This window comes from Streptomyces sp. NPDC101166 (assembly GCF_044768125.1).
In the GTDB taxonomy this organism is placed as follows: domain Bacteria; phylum Actinomycetota; class Actinomycetes; order Streptomycetales; family Streptomycetaceae; genus Streptomyces.
The window spans coordinates 24,736-43,451 of sequence record NZ_JBIWPF010000022.1 but is presented as its reverse complement, the minus strand read 5'-3'; the positions used below and the strand labels follow the sequence as shown (position 1 = coordinate 43,451).

Below are 18,716 nucleotides of genomic sequence, written 5' to 3'. Positions count from 1 at the left end.
CTGTGTCCTGTCTCGCCGGTTCCGTACGCCGATTTGCCTACGGCCTGGCGAAAGTCTTCTGGTCGGTGCGCTGCCCGACCCAGGTGGCTCCCGAGTACGAGGGCGGCGCTACGACGTCCGTCCCTGTGCGGAACCTTCCTTACGCCGGCGCCTTCGCGGCGGCAGTCGCATCGGCCGTTGAACGGGCCCCGGCTGCCTCGCGGTCGGGCGCGAGCGGGTCGGTCACCGCGCCGGTCTCTTCATCGAACAGCCCCTGCGCCAGCCTGGTCACCGCTGCGGGGACCGGCGGCGCCAGGTCGGCCACGGCGCGAAGACCGGACAGGACGTCGTCGGGTCGTACGGCAGGCGTCACGTGCCGAACAACCAGCCGCAGTATCGCACAGGGCTGGTCGATAGGCCTATCAGCCTGTGGAAGGTGCGTTTCCAGCCGGACCACGGCGGAGCGGGCGTCGAAGGTGCGGACGCCGTTCTTGGTGCGGCGCTGGACCTCCACGGTGTCGGCCGTGTTGAAGGCGGCCACCGCGCGGTCGGCGTCCGCGGGGTCCACGCCGTCCAGGCGCAGTTCCCACACGGAGGCCGTGAGCCGGTCGGCGAGGCCGGAGGTGCGGGCCTCGACCGCCTCGACGATGTCCAGCCCGTCGGGCATCGACTCGTCGAGCAGCTCACGCAGCTTCTGCGGGTCTCGCGCCTCGGTGAGCGCGATCTCCAGGTACTCCGCCTCACTGCCCGTGCCGGTGGGTGCGGCATTGGCGTACGACACCTTCGGGTGCGGCGTGAACCCCGCCGAGTACGCCATCGGCACCTCGGCACGGCGCAACGCGCGCTCGAAGGCGCGCTGGAAGTCACGGTGGCTGGTGAACCGGAGGCGGCCGCGCTTGGTGTAGCGCAGTCGGATGCGCTGCACCGCGGGTGCGGGCGGCGGGCCTTCGGGCTGTCGCTTGCCCAGTGTCGTTCAGTCCTTCGTGAGAGCGGTCGTACTGCTACCAAGAGTACGTGCCCCGAGAGCCGAAGGTTCCCGTCGGCCGACGGCCTCGCGCACACGCGGGTCACGGGGCTCCCCGAGGAGCAGCCGGCGGATGTCGGCGCGGGCCTGCCGGGCGGACTCTCGGACGGCGCTCAGCGCCTGCCGCGCCGTGCGGCCGACCGCGCGGGCGGCCCGGGTTGCCGGGCGCAGCACCGCGTCGCGGACGACGTGCCCGACGGGCGTCAGCACCGTGCGGTACACCCAGCGCGCGGGCTCCACGAAGGTCCACCGCAGGAGGGCGCCGAGGAACCGCCCCACGGCGAGCGACACATGTCCCGCGATCCGCCAGGCGTGCCCGAGGGCGTCCCGGATCTCCCGGCCGACGACGAGGAGGACCCGGCCCACGGGGGCGAGGACCCAGCGGTGGAGGAAGAGCACGGGCAGCACGAGCAGGATCCGCCCGGCCCAGTACAGGACCCAGCCGATCGCCCGCCCGACGGGGGCGAGGATCCACTCGAACAGCCAGCGGGCCGGGACCACGATCAGACCGTGCGCGAGCCAGGCGAGGGCCCGGGCCACCGGGACCAGCACGTGTGCACAGAGCCACACCAGCGGCACGACCACCAGGACGCGAACGAGCCAGGCGAGGGCTCGGGCGACGGGGACGACGCCGTACCGCCACAGCAGGCCGAGCGGCAGGACGACGAGGACCTCGCCCAGCCACAGCAGGGCCCGGCCGCAAGGCCGCAGCACCGCGTCGCGCAGCAGGCGGCCGGCCCCGACGAGCGCGTCCCAGGCCATCCGCACCGGCACGACGAGCACGAACGCGACGATTCGCACGGGCAGCCGGAGCGCGACGACGAGACACCCCTCGGGGTCCGGCCGGGCGGGCTGGGCCGGCGGCTTCTTCTGGAGGTCCATGCCCAGGTAGACGCCGTGGCCGCCCGTCCGGATCCGCTGTCGCCCGTCCGGATTCGCCCGACGTCCACGGCGTTAGCCCGATACGTCGATTGTCGGCGCGTTCCGCCCCCGTACACGCCCCTGCCCCACGTGTTCCCGTCACGCTCGCACTCGGGTTCAGGGGAATCGCCCGAACCGGGAGAGCAAGGAGCACAGAGATGAGTCCTGTCCTCAGGACACCGCCCTCATGTCTCGGGCCGTCGGTCCGCGCCGGGTTCCGGACGGCGGGCCTGGCCGCCACCCTCGCGCTGCTGCTGGCTGCGGGCGCGGCCGGCCCCGCCGCCGCGACGGCGTGGGCCCCGGCGGGCCCCGCGACCGCGACGGCGGTCACCCCGGCCGACGCCTGCGAGGTGACCGCCCCGAGGCCGGCCCACGAGAAGCCCGGCCCGGCCAAGCCGTCCCCCCACAAGCCGCACCAGACCAAGCCGGGCCCGGCGAAGCCCGCCGCGCACAAGCCCGCCCAGCACAAGCCCGGCACTCAGAAGCCCGGCGTCGCCGGACCGGCCGGACACAGGCCCCACCAGACCAAGCCCGGCCCCGCGAAGCCCGCCGCCCAGAAGCCCTCCCCGCAGAAGCCCGGCGTCGCCGGACCGGCCGGACACAAGCCCCACCAGACCAAGCCCGGCCCCGCGAAGCCCGCCGCGCAGAAGCCGGGCGCCACGCAGCCCGTCTCCCACCGGCCCGGTCAGACCAAGCCGGGACCTGCCAAGCCCGCCGCGCACAAGCCCGGCCGGACCAAGCCCGGCCCCGCCAAGCCCGCCTTCCACAAGCCGGGGGACGCCGGGTCGCGGAGCGGGCGCGGCGACAAGGAGTGCAAGGACCCCAAGGGCGAATACGGGCACGGGCGGCCGAGCCCGGCCGCACCGGGCGGCGCCCGCGTCCCGTGCTCCGACATCGACGCCCTGCGGGCCGAGGCCGGCGTCGAGTACCGCAGCGTGCTGACCGGCGGACGCTACTACGCGGGCGTCCGTGACATCGCGGGCGACGGCGACCGCCCCATGCTGTGGACCGACCTCACCGGCAACGAGGGCTACCCCGCCGGAGGCAAGGGCGCCGGCCTTCCCTGCGCGGCCGCGGTGTCGGGGCTCGCGGAGACGGACACCGTCGCCTTCGACGTCCTCACCACCACCGGACGCGTCTACGAGATCACCTGCACCAGGGAGATCAACGACAGCGACGCGTCCATCCTCGACTGCACCGACCAGGTGTGGGCGGAAGTGTCACTGCGTCCGAGGAAGGGCGCCCTGAACAGCGGGACCACCCCGGCGTCCTGACGCCCGCGCCGCCACGCGAAAGGGGCGTCCGAAGGGTCTCCGACCCCTCGAACGCCCCTCACCGCGTCAGGCGGCGCGCGCTCAGTGGCTGTGCCCGCTGCCCGCGGGCTGCTTCACCGAGAGCGGCAGCAGCTTCTTCCCGGTCGGCCCGACCTGGATCTCGGTGCCCATCGCCGGGCACACGCCGCAGTCGAAGCACGGCGTCCAGCGGCAGTCCTCGACCTCCGTCTCGTCGAGGGCGTCCTGCCAGTCCTCCCAGAGCCAGTCCTTGTCGAGGCCGGAGTCCAGGTGGTCCCAGGGCAGGACCTCCTCGTAGCCGCGTTCCCGGGTGGTGTACCAGTCCACGTCGACGCCGAACTCCGCCAGCGCCTTGTCCGCGCAGCTCATCCAGCGGTCGTAGGAGAAGTGCTCGCGCCAGCCGTCGAAGCGGCCGCCGTCCTCGTAGACGGCGCGGATGACGGCGCCGATACGGCGGTCGCCCCGGGACAGCAGGCCCTCGACGATGCCGGGCTTGCCGTCGTGGTAGCGGAAGCCGATCGAACGGCCGTACTTCTTGTCGCCGCGGATCTTGTCGCGGAGCTTCTCCAGCCGGGCGTCGGTCTCCTCGGCGGACAGCTGCGGCGCCCACTGGAACGGCGTGTGCGGCTTGGGCACGAACCCGCCGATCGACACCGTGCAGCGGATGTCGTTGGAGCGGGAGACCTCGCGGCCCTTCTGGATGACGTTCATCGCCATGTCGGCGATCTGGAGGACGTCGTCGTCGGTCTCCGTCGGCAGACCGCACATGAAGTACAGCTTCACCTGCCGCCAGCCGTTGCCGTAGGCGGTGGCGACCGTGCGGATCAGGTCCTCCTCCGAGACCATCTTGTTGATGACCTTGCGCATGCGCTCGGAGCCGCCCTCGGGGGCGAAGGTGAGACCGGAGCGGCGGCCGTTCCTCGTCAGCTCGTTCGCCAGGTCGACGTTGAAGGCGTCCACACGGGTCGACGGGAGGGACAAGCCGATCTTGTCCTCCTCGTAGCGGTCCGCGAGGCCCTTGGCGACCTCGCCGATCTCGCTGTGGTCGGCGGAGGAGAGCGACAGCAGGCCGACCTCCTCGAAACCGGTCGCCTTCAGGCCCTTGTCGACCATCTCGCCGATGCCGGTGATCGACCGCTCGCGGACCGGGCGGGTGATCATGCCGGCCTGGCAGAAGCGGCAGCCGCGGGTGCAGCCGCGGAAGATCTCCACCGACATCCGCTCGTGGACCGTCTCGGCCAGCGGGACCAGCGGCTGCTTGGGGTAGGGCCACTCGTCGAGGTCCATGACCGTGTGCTTCGACACACGCCACGGCACGCCCGAGCGGTTGGGGACCACACGGCCGATCCTGCCGTCGGGCAGGTACTCCACGTCGTAGAACGCCGGGATGTACACCGCGCCGGTCTTGGCCAGGCGCAGCAGGACCTCCTCGCGGCCGCCGGGACGGCCCTCCGCCTTCCACGCGCGGATGATCTCCGTCATGTCGAGCACGGCCTGCTCGCCGTCGCCGATGACCGCCGCGTCGATGAAGTCAGCGATCGGCTCGGGGTTGAAGGCCGCGTGGCCTCCCGCGAGGACGATCGGGTCGTCGATCGTGCGGTCCTTCGACTCCAGCGGGATGCCCGCGAGGTCGAGGGCGGTGAGCATGTTCGTGTAGCCCAGCTCCGTGGAGAAGGACAGGCCGAACACGTCGAAGGCCTTCACCGGGCGGTGGCTGTCCACGGTGAACTGCGGGACGCCGTGCTGGCGCATCAGCTCCTCGAGGTCCGGCCACACGCTGTACGTGCGCTCGGCGAGGACGCCCTCCCGCTCGTTGAGGACCTCGTAGAGGATCATGACGCCCTGGTTGGGCAGACCGACCTCGTACGCGTCCGGGTACATCAGCGCCCAGCGGACGTCACAGTCGTCCCAGGGCTTGACGGTGGAGTTCAGCTCGCCGCCCACGTACTGGATCGGCTTCTGCACATGCGGGAGCAGAGCTTCGAGCTGCGGGAAGACCGATGCGACAGGCATCTCTCGAACCTTCTTGAGCTGGCAGGGGTGACCATCTAGCGTAACGCGCCCCCGGTGGCCCTCGGACCGCCCGGGAATCACGCCGACATGGGCCGCTGCACTCTGATCGACTGCAGCAGTCCCACCGCCACCCACACCGCGAACATCGACGATCCGCCGTACGACACGAACGGCAGCGGAAGGCCGGTGACCGGCATGATGCCCAGCGTCATGCCGATGTTCTCGAAGGCCTGGAAGGCGAACCAGGCGACGATGCCGGCGGCGACGATCGTGCCGTACAGCTCGGTCGTCTCACGGGCGATGCGGCAGGCGCGCCACAGGACGACGCCGAGCAGGACGATGATCAGGCCGCCGCCGACGAAGCCGAGCTCCTCGCCGGCGACCGTGAACACGAAGTCCGTCTGCTGCTCGGGGACGAACTGACCCGTCGTCTGCGAGCCCTGGAACAGCCCCGCTCCGGTCAGTCCGCCCGAACCGATCGCGATCCGGGCCTGGTTGGTGTTGTAGCCGACGCCCGCCGGGTCGAGGCTGGGGTTGGCGAAGGCCGCGAAGCGGGCGATCTGGTACTCGTCGAGGATGTGCAGCTGCCAGACGGCGATCGCGCCGGCCGCGCCCGCGGTGATCAGGCCGAGGACCCAGCGGTTGGAGGCGCCCGAGGCCAGCAGCACCCCCAGCACGATGATCACCATGACCATGACCGAGCCGAGGTCGGGCATGAGCATCACGATCATCATCGGCACCGCGGCGAGGCCCAGCGCCTGAAGCACCGTGCGATGGTCGGGGTGGGGCTTGTCGCCCGCGTCGACCCGGGCCGCCAGCAGCATCGCCATGCCCAGGATGATCGTGATCTTCACGAACTCCGAGGGCTGGAGCGAGAATCCGCCGCCCAGCACGATCCAGGAGTGCGCGCCGTTGACCGTGGAGCCCAGCGGGGTGAGCACCATCAGGATCAGCAGCACCGACAGCCCGTAGAGGACCGGCACCGCGTTGCGCAGGGCGCGGTGGCCGAGCCAGACCGTCCCGGCCATCAGGGCCAGTCCGATCCCGGTGTTCATCACATGCCGGATCAGGAAGTAGTACGGGTCGCCCTGGTTGATCTCGGTGCGGTTGCGCGTCGCCGAGTACACCAGCACCGAGCCGATCAGCGACAGGGCCGTGGCCGACAGCAGGATCGGCCAGTCCAGACGCCGGGCGACCGAGTCGCGGGCCAGCAGCCGCGTCCAGCCGGCCCGCTGCGGCCCGTACCCGGAGACGGAGAACCCGTTCGCGCCGGTCATGAGCTCACCCTCCGGCTTCCCCGACCGCGCGGACCGCGCCGTCGTCGCCGCCGGGTGTCGCGGTTGGCCTCGGGCGAGGCCACCGTCGCGGCCGGCTGCGAACCGCCGGCCGCCGCGGCGCCCTCCTCGGGGGCCTTCTGGAAGGCCTGCTGCTCCTTCGCCGGGTCCTTGGTGATCTTCGGGGACGCGATGGTGCCATCCGTCTTGATCGTCGGCAGGACCTTCTGGGGGGTGGGCAGCAGCGCGTTCTTCGGGGTGATCGTGCCGTCGTCGGAGATGCCGTACAACGCGTCGTATATGTTGCGCACGGCCGGGCCGGAGGCTCCGGAGCCCGTGCCGCCCTGGGAGATCGTCATCACGATCGCGTAGTCCTTGGTGTACGTGGCGAACCACGACGTCGTCTGCTTGCCGTAGACCTCGGCGGTGCCCGTCTTGGCGTGCATCTGGATCTTGTCCTGCGGCCAGCCGCCGAAGCGCCAGGCGGCGGTGCCGCGGGTGGCGACGCCGGCGAGGGCGTCGTCCATCTGCGCCAGCGTCTGCCTGCTGACGGGCAGCTTGCCGTGCGACTTCGGCTTGATCTCCTGCACGCTCTTGCCGTCCGCGCTGATGACTGCCTTGCCGACCGTCGGGTCGTACAGCGTGCCCCCGTTGGAGATGGCCGCGTAGATGGTGGCCATCTGAAGGGGCGTCACCAGGGTGTCGCCCTGGCCGATGGAGTAGTTGATCTCGTCACCGGCGCGCATCTTGTTGCCTTCGAGGCAGTTCTCGTACGCGATCTTCTCGACGTAACTGCCGTCCTTCTTCCCCGTCTTGCACCAGGCGCTCTTGTTGGCGTCCCAGTACGCCTGCTTCCACTCGCGGTCGGGGACACGGCCGCTGACCTCGTTGGGCAGGTCGATGCCGGTCTCCGCGCCGAGACCGAACTGGTGAGCCGTCTTGTAGAAGAAGTCCTTGGGCTTCTTCTTGGGGTTGATGCCCCCGTCCTTCTGCCACTCGCGGTGCGCGAGCCCGTAGTAGACGGTGTCGCAGGAGACCTCCAGCGCACGGCCGAGGCTGATCGGGCCGTGGTTCTGGGACTCGAAGTTCTTGAAGACCTGGCCGCCGACGGAGTACGAGCTGGAGCAGTTGTAGCGGCCGTCGAAGGGGTAGCCGGCCTGGACCGCGGCGGCCGTGGAGACCACCTTGAACACCGAGCCGGGGGCTGCCTGACCCTGTATGGCCCGGTTGAGCAGCGGGTAGTTCGAGGACTTGCCGGTGAGCCGCTTGTAGTCCTTGGCGGAGATGCCGCCCACCCAGGCGTTCGGGTCGTAGGTCGGGTTGGACGCCATGGCGACGATGCGGCCGGTCTTGGCCTCCATCACCACGACCGCGCCGGAGTCGGCCTTGTAGCGCTCGTTGGTGTTGCGGTCCCACTCCTTGCGGGCGGCCTTCATCGCCTCGTTGAGCTCGTACTCGGCGACCCGCTGCACCCGGGCGTCGACGCTGGTGACGAGGTTGGAGCCGGGCTGCGCCGCGTCGGCCTCGGCCTGGCCGATGACCCGGCCGAGGTTGTCGACCTCGTAGCGGGTGACGCCGGCCTTGCCGCGCAGTTCCCTGTCGTACTCGCGCTCCAGGCCGCTGCGGCCCACCTGGTCGGAGCGCAGGAAGGGCGAGTCGGTGTCCTGGGCCTTGGTGATCTCCTCGTCGGTGACCGGGGAGAGGTAGCCGAGGACCTGGGCGGTGTTGGCGGCCCCGGGGGCCGGGTAGCGGCGCACGGCCTCCGGCTCGGCGGTGATGCCGGGGAAGTCCTCGGCGCGCTCGCGGATCTGCAGGGCCTGCTTGGGCGTGGCCTCGTCGGTGATGGGGATCGGCTGGTACGGCGAGCCGTTCCAGCAGGGCTGGGGCGTCTGCGCGTCGCACAGCCGGACCTTCTGCGTGACCTCGTCGGCGCTCATGCCGAGGACGCCCGCGAGCTTGGTCAGGACGGCCTTGCCGTCGTCCTTCTGCTTCAGCAGGTCGGTACGGGAGGCGGAGACGACGAGGCGGGTCTCGTTGTCGGCGAGGGGCACGCCCCGCGCGTCCAGGATGGAGCCGCGCACGGCGGGCTCGACGACCTGCTGGACGTGGTTGCCGGAGGCCTCCTTGGCGTAGGCGGCGCCCTCCCGGATCTGGAGGTACCACAGTCTGCCGCCGAGGGTGCCGAGCAGGGAGAGGACGAGGATCTGGATCACGACGAGCCGGATCTGGACCCGTGGGGTCCGCCCGGTCTCGGGAATGTTGGTCACTGCGGCTGCCTCCCCCTCTCAGTGCGCTGACGTGCGTCTGTCTGTCGTGCGTCTCTCTGTGCGGATGCCGCCGCGTACGAATGATGAACGTCCGGCCCGCTCCGCCCCGTTCCGCCGGGGCGGTCCCCCGTCCGGGTGAACTCGCCGCCGCTCACAGCCGCTTGACCCCCTTGATGCGCCCGGCCCGCGCCACCCGGGCCCGGGCCGCCTTCATCCGCAGTCCGCCGCGCTGTCCGCCCACCCTCAGGCCCGTCCCGGAGGAGAGCCAGCCGGAGGAGATGTCGGCGGCCTTGCCGCCGGAGGTGGTCTCGGCGAGCGGGTCGTTCTCCGCGCGCCGGGCCAGGAACATCACGCCCGGCACCACGAACGGGGCGAGCAGCAGGTCGTACAGGGCCGCCGTGAACAGCAGGCCGGTCAGGCCGACGCCTCGGGCCGCGGTGTCGCCGACGAGGGCGCCGACGCCCGCGTACAGCAGGGTGGAGCCGACTGCGGCGGCCACGACCACCACCATCGGTCCGGTGGCCGACTTGACCTGGCCGTTCTCCGGTTTGACGAGCCCGGCGAGATAGCCGATCACGCACAGCACCAGGGCGTAGCGCCCGGCGGCGTGGTCGGCCGGCGGCGCGAGGTCGGCGAGCAGTCCGGCGCCGAAGCCGATGAGGGCGCCGCCGACATGGCCGTAGACCAGGGCGAGGCCCAGCACGGTCAGCAGCAGCAGGTCGGGCACGGCGCCCGGGAGATGGAGGCGGGCGAGGACGCTCACCTGGACCACCAGGGCGACGATCACCAGGGGCACGGAGAGCAGGATCCGGTTGACGCGCATTCGTTGTCAGCTCCTACTGCTCGTCCTGGCCGTCGGCGGGTGCGTTCGCGTTCGGTGTGACCGTGACGGTCACCGTCGGCGTGGGGACCGGCTTGGGCTTGGCCGGGAGCACCGTGTCACGCGGGTCCTTCTTCGGGGCCTCGACGACGACGCCGACGATGTCGAGCTTGGTGAAGCTGACGTACGGCGTGACGTAGAGGGTGCGGGTGAGGTCGCCGCCGGAGGGGTCGACGCGGGAGACCACGCCGACGGGGACACCCGGCACGAACGGCCGGTCCGCCTGGGAGCCGAAGGTGACGAGCCGGTCGCCCGCCTTCACCTCCGCCTTGCCGTTGAGGAGTTCGACGCGCAGCGGCCGGTCGCCCTGCCCGGAGGCGAAGCCGAGTTCGTCACCGGCCTCCATGCGCGTGCCGACGGTGAAGTCCGGGTCGTTGGCGAGGAGCACGGTCGCGGTGTTCGGGCCGACGGTCGTCACCCGCCCGACGAGGCCGTCGGCGTTGAGGACGGTCATGTCGCGCTTGACGCCGTCGGCGGCGCCGATGTCGATGGTGACGGTCCAGGAGAAGCCCTGGGCGGCTCCTATCGCGATGACCTGGGCGCCCTTGATCCCGTACTGGCCGGCGCCGGCGAGTTTCAGCATCTTGTCGAGCTGCGTCAGCCGGCTGCGGTTGCGGTCGTCGCTGCCGAGTTTCGCCTCGAGAGCCGCGTTGCGCTGCTCCAGCTCCGCCAGCCGGTCGTGTCGCTCACCGGAGTCGCGGACCGCGGAGACGGCGTTGCCGACCGGGTCGACCGCCGAGGACACGCCGTCCTCGATCGGGCCGAAGGCCGCGGCCGCGGCCCGTCGGGCACCGTCGACCGGGGAGTCCTCCCCGCCGCGGATGTCCACCGTGATCAGTGCGAACGCGACGGCGATCAGCAGCACCAGGAGCAGCCGGCTCTCTCGTGTGTCCCTCACGTGCGGCGGCCGTGCCCTTCCTCTGTAGGAATTTCCTCTGCGGGGAATTCGGGTGGCCCCCGGCCTGCGCGGCCAAGGGGCGCTTTGTGGGAGCTTATGCCTCGATATCAACGATCCGCCGCACGAGAGGAGATCGTCTCGTACGGCGGAATCGAAGTGTTACGTCATCTGCGCGGCGCGGCGTCCAGGACCTGCTGGAGCGCCTCGAACTCCTCGACGCACTTGCCGGATCCGAGCGCCACGCTGTCCAGCGGGTCCTCGGCGATGTGGATCGGCATGCCGGTCTCGCGCCGCAGCCGCTCGTCGAGGCCGCGCAGCAGGGCGCCGCCGCCGGTCAGGACGATGCCGCGGTCCATGATGTCGCCGGACAGCTCCGGCGGGCACTTGTCGAGGGTGGTCTTGACGGCGTCGACGATGGCGTTGACCGGTTCCTCGATCGCCTTGCGCACCTCCGCGGCGGAGATGACGACGGTCTTCGGCAGCCCGGAGACCAGGTCCCGGCCGCGGATCTCGGTGTGCTCGTCGGCGTCGAGGTCGTACGCCGAACCGATCGTGATCTTGATCTGTTCGGCCGTCCGCTCACCCAGGAGGAGGGAGTACTCCTTCTTGATGTGCTGGATGATCGCGTTGTCCAGTTCGTCACCCGCGACGCGGATGGACTGGGCGGTGACGATGCCGCCGAGCGAGATGACCGCGACCTCCGTGGTGCCGCCGCCGATGTCCACCACCATGTTGCCGGTGGCCTCGTGGACCGGCAGCCCCGAGCCGATGGCCGCGGCCATGGGCTCCTCGATGATGTGCACCTGGCGTGCTCCGGCCTGGGTCGACGCCTCGATGACGGCGCGGCGCTCGACACCGGTGATGCCCGAGGGCACACAGACGACGACCCGCGGGCGAGCCAGGTAGCGCCGCTTGTGGATCTTCAGGATGAAGTAGCGGAGCATCCGCTCGGTGATCTCGAAGTCGGCGATCACGCCGTCCTTCAGCGGACGCACGGCGACGATGTTGCCGGGCGTGCGGCCGATCATCTTCTTGGCTTCGGCGCCGACCGCGAGGATGCCACCGGTGTTGGTGTTGATCGCGACGACGGACGGCTCGTTGAGTACGATCCCGCGACCCCTGACGTACACCAGCGTGTTGGCGGTCCCGAGGTCGACAGCCATGTCACGGCCGATGAACGACATTGAGTTCCCCATCAGGATTCGACAGGCCTTCCCATGAGCTTTTGAGGGCTTTTCAGGTCGGCGAGGTGGGTGCTGTGACGTGAAGGCTTCCATCGTAGACGCGCCTGCACGGACACTGCGCGAGGGTCTTCGCCATTGTCAGCAGATGCCGGAGCGCCTCGCTTGTGGAGACGGTCCATAGGGGGCATCCGTTCCCCCGATCGCCGCGCATATGCCGAGGGACGGCCGAAAAGGACACGGCCGTCCCAGGTCAGACGGACGGTCGCGATGACGGCCCATCAGAAAAATCCGCGAAACCTTCGCGGGAAGCGTCGGCCGCCGCGCCGGCGCGGCCCCAGCGCCCTTCCCCCGGGGTCGCTCAGGCCCGGCCGGGGAAGAAGATCTTCACCTCGCGCTCGGCGGACTCCTCGGAGTCGGAGGCGTGGATCAGGTTCTCGCGGACGATGACGCCGTAGTCGCCGCGGATGGAGCCGGGCGCGGCCGCGATCGGGTCGGTGGGACCGGCGAGCGCGCGCACGCCCTCGATGACCCGCTCGCCCTCGACGATCAGCGCGACGACCGGCCCGGACGACATGAACTCCACGAGCGGCTCGTAGAAGGGCTTGCCCTTGTGCTCGCCGTAGTGCTGCTCCAGCGTGTCCTGGTCCAGCGTGCGCAGCTCCAGCGCCGTGATCCGCCAATCGGCCTTGCGCTCGATGCGGCTGATGATCTCGCCGGTCAGGCCTCGACGAACGGCGTCGGGCTTGAGCAGGACGAGGGTGCGCTGGCTCACGGGAGGACTCCTTCTACTGCCGGTGTGCGGTGGGACGAGGCTACAGGGCGTGTCCGCGCGCCTGTCACACAGCGTCAGCAGCGTCCGGGGACGGGGTGTCCGCCTGCGCCGCGAAGCGGGCCTTCGCCTCGTCGATCTTGCGGCCGTAGTGCACGGACGCCCACCACAGGGCGCCGAAGAGGACGCCCAGCACGAACATCATCGGCACGACGAAGCCGGCGGCGACCAGGGCGATCTGGAGGGCCCAGCCCAGGGCCACTCCCCCGGGCCGGGTCACCATGGCGCACAGCAGCACGCTGAGCAGCATGGCGACGCCGCACACCGTCCACACGGTGGACATGGAGAGGTCGGGGTCCTTCATGGCGACCAGACCGGCGAAGCCGATGATGAAGAACTCGCCGATCAGGGTCGAGGAACAGAGCGTGCGCATGGACTCAGCCCTTCAGCAGCAGCCGGGCTTCCCCGACGGTGATGACCGATCCGGTGACCAGGACGCCGCCGCCGGCGAACTCGCCCTCCTCCTCGGCGAGCGTGATCGCCGCTTCCAGGGCGTCGGGCAGCCGGGGCTCGACCTGGACACGGTCCTCGCCGAACACCTCGACGGCGATCGCGGCGAGCTCGTCCGCGTCCATCGCGCGGTGGCTGGAGTTCTGCGTGACGACGATCTCCGCGAAGATCGGCTCGAAGGCCTCCAGGAGCTCGCGCACGTTCTTGTCGCCGCTCGCGCCGACGACGCCGATCAGCCGGCTGAAGTCGAACGCCTCGCCGATCGCCTCGGCGGTGGCCCGGGCGCCGGCCGGGTTGTGGGCGGCGTCCAGCACGACGGTCGGCGACCGGCGTACGACCTCCAGGCGGCCCGGCGAGGAGACCGCGGCGAACGCCTTGCGGACGGTGTCGATGTCCAGCGGTTCCGGCCGCTGGGCGCCCACGCCGAAGAACGCCTCGACGGCGGCGAGCGCGACGGCCGCGTTGTGGGCCTGGTAGGGGCCGTGCAGCGGGAGGTAGATCTCGGGGTACTCGCCGCCGAGCCCGCGCAGGGTGAGCAGCTGCCCGCCGACGGCGACCTGCCGGGACACGATCCCGAACTCCAGGCCCTCACGGGCGACCGTGGCGTCCACCTCGACGGCCTTCTTCAGCAGCACCTGAGCGGCGTCGACCGGCTGCTGGGCCAGGATGACCGTCGCGTCCTGCTTGACGATCCCGGCCTTCTCGCCGGCGATCGCGCCGGGCGTCTCACCGAGCCGGTCGGTGTGGTCCAGGTCGATGGGGGTGACGACGGCCACGTCCCCGTCGATCACGTTGGTGGCGTCCCAGGAGCCGCCCATCCCCACCTCGACGACGGCGACGTCGACGGGCGCGTCGGCGAAGGCGGCGTACGCCATGCCGGTGAGGACCTCGAAGAAGGACAGCCGGTATTCCTGCTGGGCGTCGACCATCTCGATGTACGGCTTGACGTCGTGGTACGTCTCGACGAACCGCTCGGCGGAGATCGGCGCGCCGTCCAGGCTGATCCGCTCGGTGATCGACTGGACGTGCGGGGAGGTGTACCGGCCGGTGCGCAGCTCGAACGCGCCGAGCAGGGCCTCGATCATGCGGGCGGTGGAGGTCTTGCCGTTCGTGCCCGTGATGTGCAGGGAGGGGTACGAGCGCTGTGGGTCCCCGAGGACGTCCATCAGCGCGGCGATGCGGGCGACGGACGGCTCCAGCTTGGTCTCGCCCCAGCGCGTGGCCAGCTCCGCCTCGACCTCGCGCAGCGCCTTGTCGACCTCCGGGTCCTCGGGGCGCGCGGGCACGTCGGCGCTGGGCGGGCCGCCCTGCGTGCGCAGGGTGCGGCTGCCGGCCTCGATCACCGCGAGATCGGGGTCGCGATCCGTCTCGGCCGCGATGAGTTCTTCGAAGGCGTCGAGGGAGTCGGGCGTGTCATGGGGGCCGTTGCCGGGGTCTTCGTCGCTCACGGGGCCAGTCTACGGACGGGCGGTGACAGAGATGGGCGAAGGCCCCCGGAGCTGGATGAACACGGTCGGTTGCTCCGGAGGCCTTCGGTCCGCTGACGCGCTGTTCACGCCTGGGGCAGGCGCTCCAGCTGGGTCTGGATGCGGGCGATGTCCTCGTCCGCCTTCGCCAGCCGGGTGCGGATCTTGTCCACGACCTGGTCGGGCGCCTTGGCGAGGAAGGCCTCGTTGCCGAGCTTGGCGTTCGCCTGGGCCTTCTCCTTCTCCGCCGACGCGAGGTCCTTCGCGAGTCGCTTGCGCTCCGCCGCCACGTCGATCGTGCCGGACAGGTCCAGCGCGACCGTCGCTCCCGCGACCGGCAGGGTCGCCGTCGCCGCGAAGGTCTCGCCCTCCGGCTGGAGGCGCAGCAGCTGGCGGATGGCGGCCTCGTGCGGCGCGAGAGCGGTGCCGTCGAGGTTCAGCCGGGCCGGGACCCGCTGGCCGGGCTGGAGACCCTGGTCGGCGCGGAAGCGGCGGACCTCGGTGATGACCGACTGGAGCGTCTCGATCTCACGCTCGGCGTCGGCGTCGCGGAAGCCGGAGTCGGTCGGCCACTGGGCGACGACGATCGACTCGCCGCCGGTCAGGGTCGTCCACAGGGACTCCGTGACGAACGGGACCACCGGGTGCAGCAGCTTGAGCGTGACGTCGAGGACCTCGCCGAGGACGCGGCCGGAGACCCTCGCCGGCTCGCCGCCCCCCTGGAAGGTCGTCTTGGACAGCTCGACGTACCAGTCGAACACCTCGTCCCACGCGAAGTGGTACAGCGCGTCGGAGAGCTTGGCGAACTGGTAGTCCTCGTAGTACGCGTCGACCGCGGCGACCGTCCTGCCGAGGCGGGAGAGGATCCAGCGGTCCGTCGAGGACATCTCGGACGGGTCGGGCAGCGGCCCGTCGACCGTCGCGCCGTTCATCAGCGCGAAGCGCGTCGCGTTCCAGATCTTGTTGGCGAAGTTCCGGGACGCCTGGACCCAGTCCTCGCCGATCGGCACGTCGGTGCCGGGGTTGGCGCCGCGGGCGAGGGTGAACCGGACGGCGTCGGAGCCGTACTTGTCCATCCAGTCGAGCGGGTCGACGACGTTGCCGAAGGACTTCGACATCTTCTTGCCGCGCTCGTCGCGGACCAGGCCGGTCAGCGCGATCGTGCGGAAGGGGACCTCGCCGTCCATGGCGTAGAGGCCGAACATCATCATCCGGGCGACCCAGAAGAAGATGATGTCGTGGCCGGTCAGCAGGACGTCGGTCGGGTAGAACTTGCGCAGGTCGTCGGTCTGTTCGGGCCAGCCGAGCGTGGAGAAGGGCCACAGGCCCGAGGAGAACCAGGTGTCCAGGACGTCGGTGTCCTGCTTCCAGCCCTCGGCCTCGGTGCCCGGCGGCTCCTCGTCGGGGCCGACGCAGACGACCTCGCCGTCGGGGCCGTACCAGATCGGGATGCGGTGGCCCCACCACAGCTGGCGCGAGATGCACCAGTCGTGCATGTTGTCGACCCAGTCGAAGTACCGCTTCGACATGTCCTCGGGGTGGATCTTGACCCGGCCGTCGCGGACGGCGTCCCCCGCGGCCTTCGCCAGCGGGCCGACCTTGACCCACCACTGCATCGACAGCCGCGGCTCGACCGTGGTCTTGCAGCGCGAGCAGTGGCCCACGGAGTGCATGTACGGGCGCTTCTCGGCGACGATGCGGCCCTGGTCCTTGAGCGCGCCGACGACCGCCGAGCGGGCCTCGAAGCGGTCCAGGCCGAGGAAGGGGCCATGGACGGTGATGACGCCGTGCTCGTCCATGACGGTCAGCGCCGGCAGGCCGTGACGCTGGCCGATGGCGAAGTCGTTGGGGTCGTGGGCCGGGGTCACCTTGACCGCGCCGGTGCCGAACTCGGGGTCGACGTGCTCGTCGGCGACGACGGGGATGGTCCGGTCGGTCAGCGGGAGCTTGATCTGCTTGCCGACCAGGTGCTTGTAGCGCTCGTCCTCGGGGTGGACGGCGACGGCGGTGTCGCCGAGCATCGTCTCCGCGCGCGTGGTGGCGACGACGAGGCTGTCCTCGCCCTCGCCGTAGCGGATGGAGACGAGCTCGCCCGCGTCCTCCTGGTACTCCACCTCGATGTCCGAGATGGCCGTCAGACAGCGCGGGCACCAGTTGATGATGCGCTCGGCGCGGTAGATCAGCTCGTCGTCGTAGAGCCGCTTGAAGATGGTGAGGACGGCCTTGGACAGGCCCTCGTCCATGGTGAACCGCTCGCGCTCCCAGTCGACTCCGTCGCCGAGGCGGCGCATCTGGCCGAGGATCTTGCCGCCGTACTCCTCCTTCCACCGCCAGACGCGCTCGACGAACTCCTCGCGGCCGAGGTCGTGGCGGGACTTGCCCTCCTCGGCGAGCTGCTGCTCGACCTTGTTCTGGGTCGCGATGCCGGCGTGGTCCATGCCGGGCAGCCACAGCGACTCGTAACCCTGCATCCGCTTACGGCGGGTCAGCGCGTCCATCAGCGTGTGCTGGAAGGCGTGGCCCAGGTGCAGGGAACCGGTGACGTTCGGCGGCGGGATGACGATGGTGTACGCGGGCTTGTCGCTCTTCGCGTCAGCCTCGAAGTAACCGCGCTCCACCCAGCGCTCGTACAGCGGCCCCTCTACCTCGGCCGGCGCGTACTGGGTCGGCAGTTCGGTGCTGGGCGCTGGTGGCTGCTGCTGAGCGTTCTCGGTCACGGGCTCAGTTTAGGGGTGTCACGGGGCAGTCCCGAAACGCCTTTGTTCTGTAACGGTGAGGGCCCCACAGCCGACGGTTCCCAAGGCTTAAGACAGGATGTGAGAACTACATAAGCATCTGGAGGGGAACCCAGGAATGAGCTACAACCAGCCGGGCCCGTACGGCGGGCAGCAGCCTCAGCAGCCCGGTCCGTACGGCCAGCCCGGCCCGTACGGCCAGCCGCCGCAGGCCCCGCAGCCCGGCTATGGCTACCCCCAGCAGCCCCAGGCCCCGCAGCCGGGCTACGGCTACCCGCAGCAGCAGCCGGGCCCCTACGGCCAGCAGCCGCCCACCGCGCCCATGGGCCAGGCGCCCTACGGCCAGCCCCCGTACGGCGTTCCGCAGCCGCCCGCACCGGCCGGCGGGGGGAAGAAGAAGGCCGCGATCATCATCGGCGCGGTGGCGGTCGTCGCCGCGATCGCGGTGGGTGCGGCGCTCGTCCTCGGCAACGACGGCGGCGGCTCGGACGTCGCCGACGACGGCCCGCACAAACTGACCACGCCGGCGACCGTGCTCACCGACTACAAGAAGACGAAGAACTCGGACGAGGACGCCTTCAGCGAGGACGACCTGAAGGACGCCGAGAAGCACGGCGTGAAGAACGCCAAGGACGTGGAAGCCGAGTACGAATCCGGCGACAAGAGCAATCCGCTCTCCCAGCGGATGATCAAGTTCATGGGCGTCTCGGGTGACATCGCGGACCCGGAGGCGGTCGTCGACGGCATGTTCGCCGAGATGAAGAAGGAGGCGGGCAAGGACGACGAGGGCGAGCTCGTCGGCTCGCCGAAGGAGTTCAAGCCGGCCACGCTGAAGGGCGCGGTCCTCAAGTGCCAGGAGACGAAGATCTCCAGCGGCTCGGGGGCCGAAGCGGAGGCCGGGCCGAGCGAGTTCAGCATGCCGGTGTGCATCTGGGGCGACCACAGCACGCTGGGCATCGTCATCAGCATGGACCTGGCGGACGCGATGGGCGGCAAGGCCGCCGACCTGAACGGCGCGGCCGAGCTGACGGCCAAGTTCCGTGACGAGGTCCGCGTCAAGGCCTGACGCCGAAGCGGTGGGACGAAGGGCCCCGGTCGCATGCTCGGGTTCCAGGAGTCGTCGCAACACCCCGGGACGGCCCGGTAGCCGGTACCGCCGCATGCGTCGGTGGTACCGGCTTCCGCTTGCGTGCCCTCCGAGCTCGAAGTCGGGGCGACCCGATCGTCGGCGAGGACGGCAGGTCCGCTCACCAGGCCGGTGGAGCGCGCCCCCCCGCCAGGCGGTGCTCCCGCGCCCTCCATGGGGAGATCAAAAGGGCCCCCACACCTCAAGCGGTAGCGGAAATTCCTATTCCGATTGTAAAAGCAAAACAAAATCGACAGTGATGCAAGTCACATCATTCACGGTCGCGCGTCAACGGCGTCGGAGACTACGGTCGGTATACCGACTTCGCACTTGAACACCTTTGGCAACACCTGAGCCACCCGCTTCGGACATAGCCAA

At 70.5% G+C, this 18,716-nt stretch carries 14 protein-coding genes; 2 read left to right on the top strand and 12 right to left on the bottom strand.

Annotated features, from left to right (window positions below; all coding sequences use genetic code 11):
* Positions 1-139: 139 nt before the first annotated feature.
* Together ACIRS4_RS30430 and ACIRS4_RS30425 are read right to left on the bottom strand one after the other, a co-directional pair.
* Positions 140-904, bottom strand: a complete 765-nt coding sequence (locus ACIRS4_RS30430) for a TIGR03936 family radical SAM-associated protein (RefSeq protein ID WP_404202124.1) — start codon at positions 902-904, stop codon at positions 140-142.
* 48 nt (positions 905-952) lie between these two features.
* The gene (locus ACIRS4_RS30425; RefSeq protein ID WP_404202122.1) at positions 953-1,885 is read right to left on the bottom strand and encodes a hypothetical protein; all 933 of its coding nucleotides are present in this window, start codon (positions 1,883-1,885) and stop codon (positions 953-955) included.
* A 197-nt stretch (positions 1,886-2,082) separates the two neighbouring features.
* Here ACIRS4_RS30425 and ACIRS4_RS30420 point away from each other — a divergent pair, with 197 nt between their 5' ends.
* Positions 2,083-3,198, top strand: coding sequence for a hypothetical protein (locus ACIRS4_RS30420; RefSeq protein WP_404202120.1), 1,116 nt, complete (start codon positions 2,083-2,085; stop codon positions 3,196-3,198).
* 81 nt (positions 3,199-3,279) lie between these two features.
* Here ACIRS4_RS30420 and ACIRS4_RS30415 read toward each other — a convergent pair whose 3' ends face one another.
* The 10 genes from ACIRS4_RS30415 to ACIRS4_RS30370 form a co-directional block, all read right to left on the bottom strand.
* Complete coding sequence (locus ACIRS4_RS30415; protein ID WP_404202118.1) at positions 3,280-5,229, bottom strand: TIGR03960 family B12-binding radical SAM protein; 1,950 nt, start codon at positions 5,227-5,229, stop codon at positions 3,280-3,282.
* Positions 5,230-5,306: 77 nt separating this feature from the next.
* On the bottom strand, positions 5,307-6,506 hold the full coding sequence (rodA, locus tag ACIRS4_RS30410; protein WP_404202116.1) for a rod shape-determining protein RodA: 1,200 nt from the start codon (positions 6,504-6,506) through the stop codon (positions 5,307-5,309).
* Complete coding sequence (gene mrdA, locus ACIRS4_RS30405) at positions 6,503-8,770, bottom strand: penicillin-binding protein 2 (RefSeq protein WP_404202114.1); 2,268 nt, start codon at positions 8,768-8,770, stop codon at positions 6,503-6,505. Before mrdA ends, rodA begins: the two co-directional genes overlap by 4 nt.
* Before the next feature lie 151 nt (positions 8,771-8,921).
* Positions 8,922-9,593 (bottom strand): rod shape-determining protein MreD, encoded by a 672-nt coding sequence (gene mreD, locus ACIRS4_RS30400; protein ID WP_404202112.1) that lies wholly within the window; start codon positions 9,591-9,593, stop codon positions 8,922-8,924.
* 13 nt (positions 9,594-9,606) lie between these two features.
* The gene (gene mreC / locus ACIRS4_RS30395; protein ID WP_404202110.1) at positions 9,607-10,548 is read right to left on the bottom strand and encodes a rod shape-determining protein MreC; all 942 of its coding nucleotides are present in this window, start codon (positions 10,546-10,548) and stop codon (positions 9,607-9,609) included.
* Positions 10,549-10,712: 164 nt separating this feature from the next.
* The gene (locus ACIRS4_RS30390; protein ID WP_130436780.1) at positions 10,713-11,732 is read right to left on the bottom strand and encodes a rod shape-determining protein; all 1,020 of its coding nucleotides are present in this window, start codon (positions 11,730-11,732) and stop codon (positions 10,713-10,715) included.
* 358 nt (positions 11,733-12,090) lie between these two features.
* Positions 12,091-12,504 (bottom strand): nucleoside-diphosphate kinase, encoded by a 414-nt coding sequence (gene ndk / locus ACIRS4_RS30385; RefSeq protein ID WP_404202108.1) that lies wholly within the window; start codon positions 12,502-12,504, stop codon positions 12,091-12,093.
* Between the two features lie 64 nt (positions 12,505-12,568).
* Entirely contained in the window at positions 12,569-12,934 is a 366-nt protein-coding gene (locus ACIRS4_RS30380; protein WP_404202106.1) for a DUF4233 domain-containing protein, read from the bottom strand.
* Between the two features lie 4 nt (positions 12,935-12,938).
* Entirely contained in the window at positions 12,939-14,459 is a 1,521-nt protein-coding gene (locus ACIRS4_RS30375) for a bifunctional folylpolyglutamate synthase/dihydrofolate synthase (RefSeq protein ID WP_404202104.1), read from the bottom strand.
* Positions 14,460-14,563: 104 nt separating this feature from the next.
* On the bottom strand, positions 14,564-17,194 hold the full coding sequence (locus ACIRS4_RS30370) for a valine--tRNA ligase (RefSeq protein WP_404202102.1): 2,631 nt from the start codon (positions 17,192-17,194) through the stop codon (positions 14,564-14,566).
* Between the two features lie 136 nt (positions 17,195-17,330).
* Here ACIRS4_RS30370 and ACIRS4_RS30365 point away from each other — a divergent pair, with 136 nt between their 5' ends.
* Positions 17,331-18,278, top strand: a complete 948-nt coding sequence (locus ACIRS4_RS30365) for a hypothetical protein (RefSeq protein ID WP_404202100.1) — start codon at positions 17,331-17,333, stop codon at positions 18,276-18,278.
* The last annotated feature ends 438 nt before the right edge of the window (positions 18,279-18,716 follow it).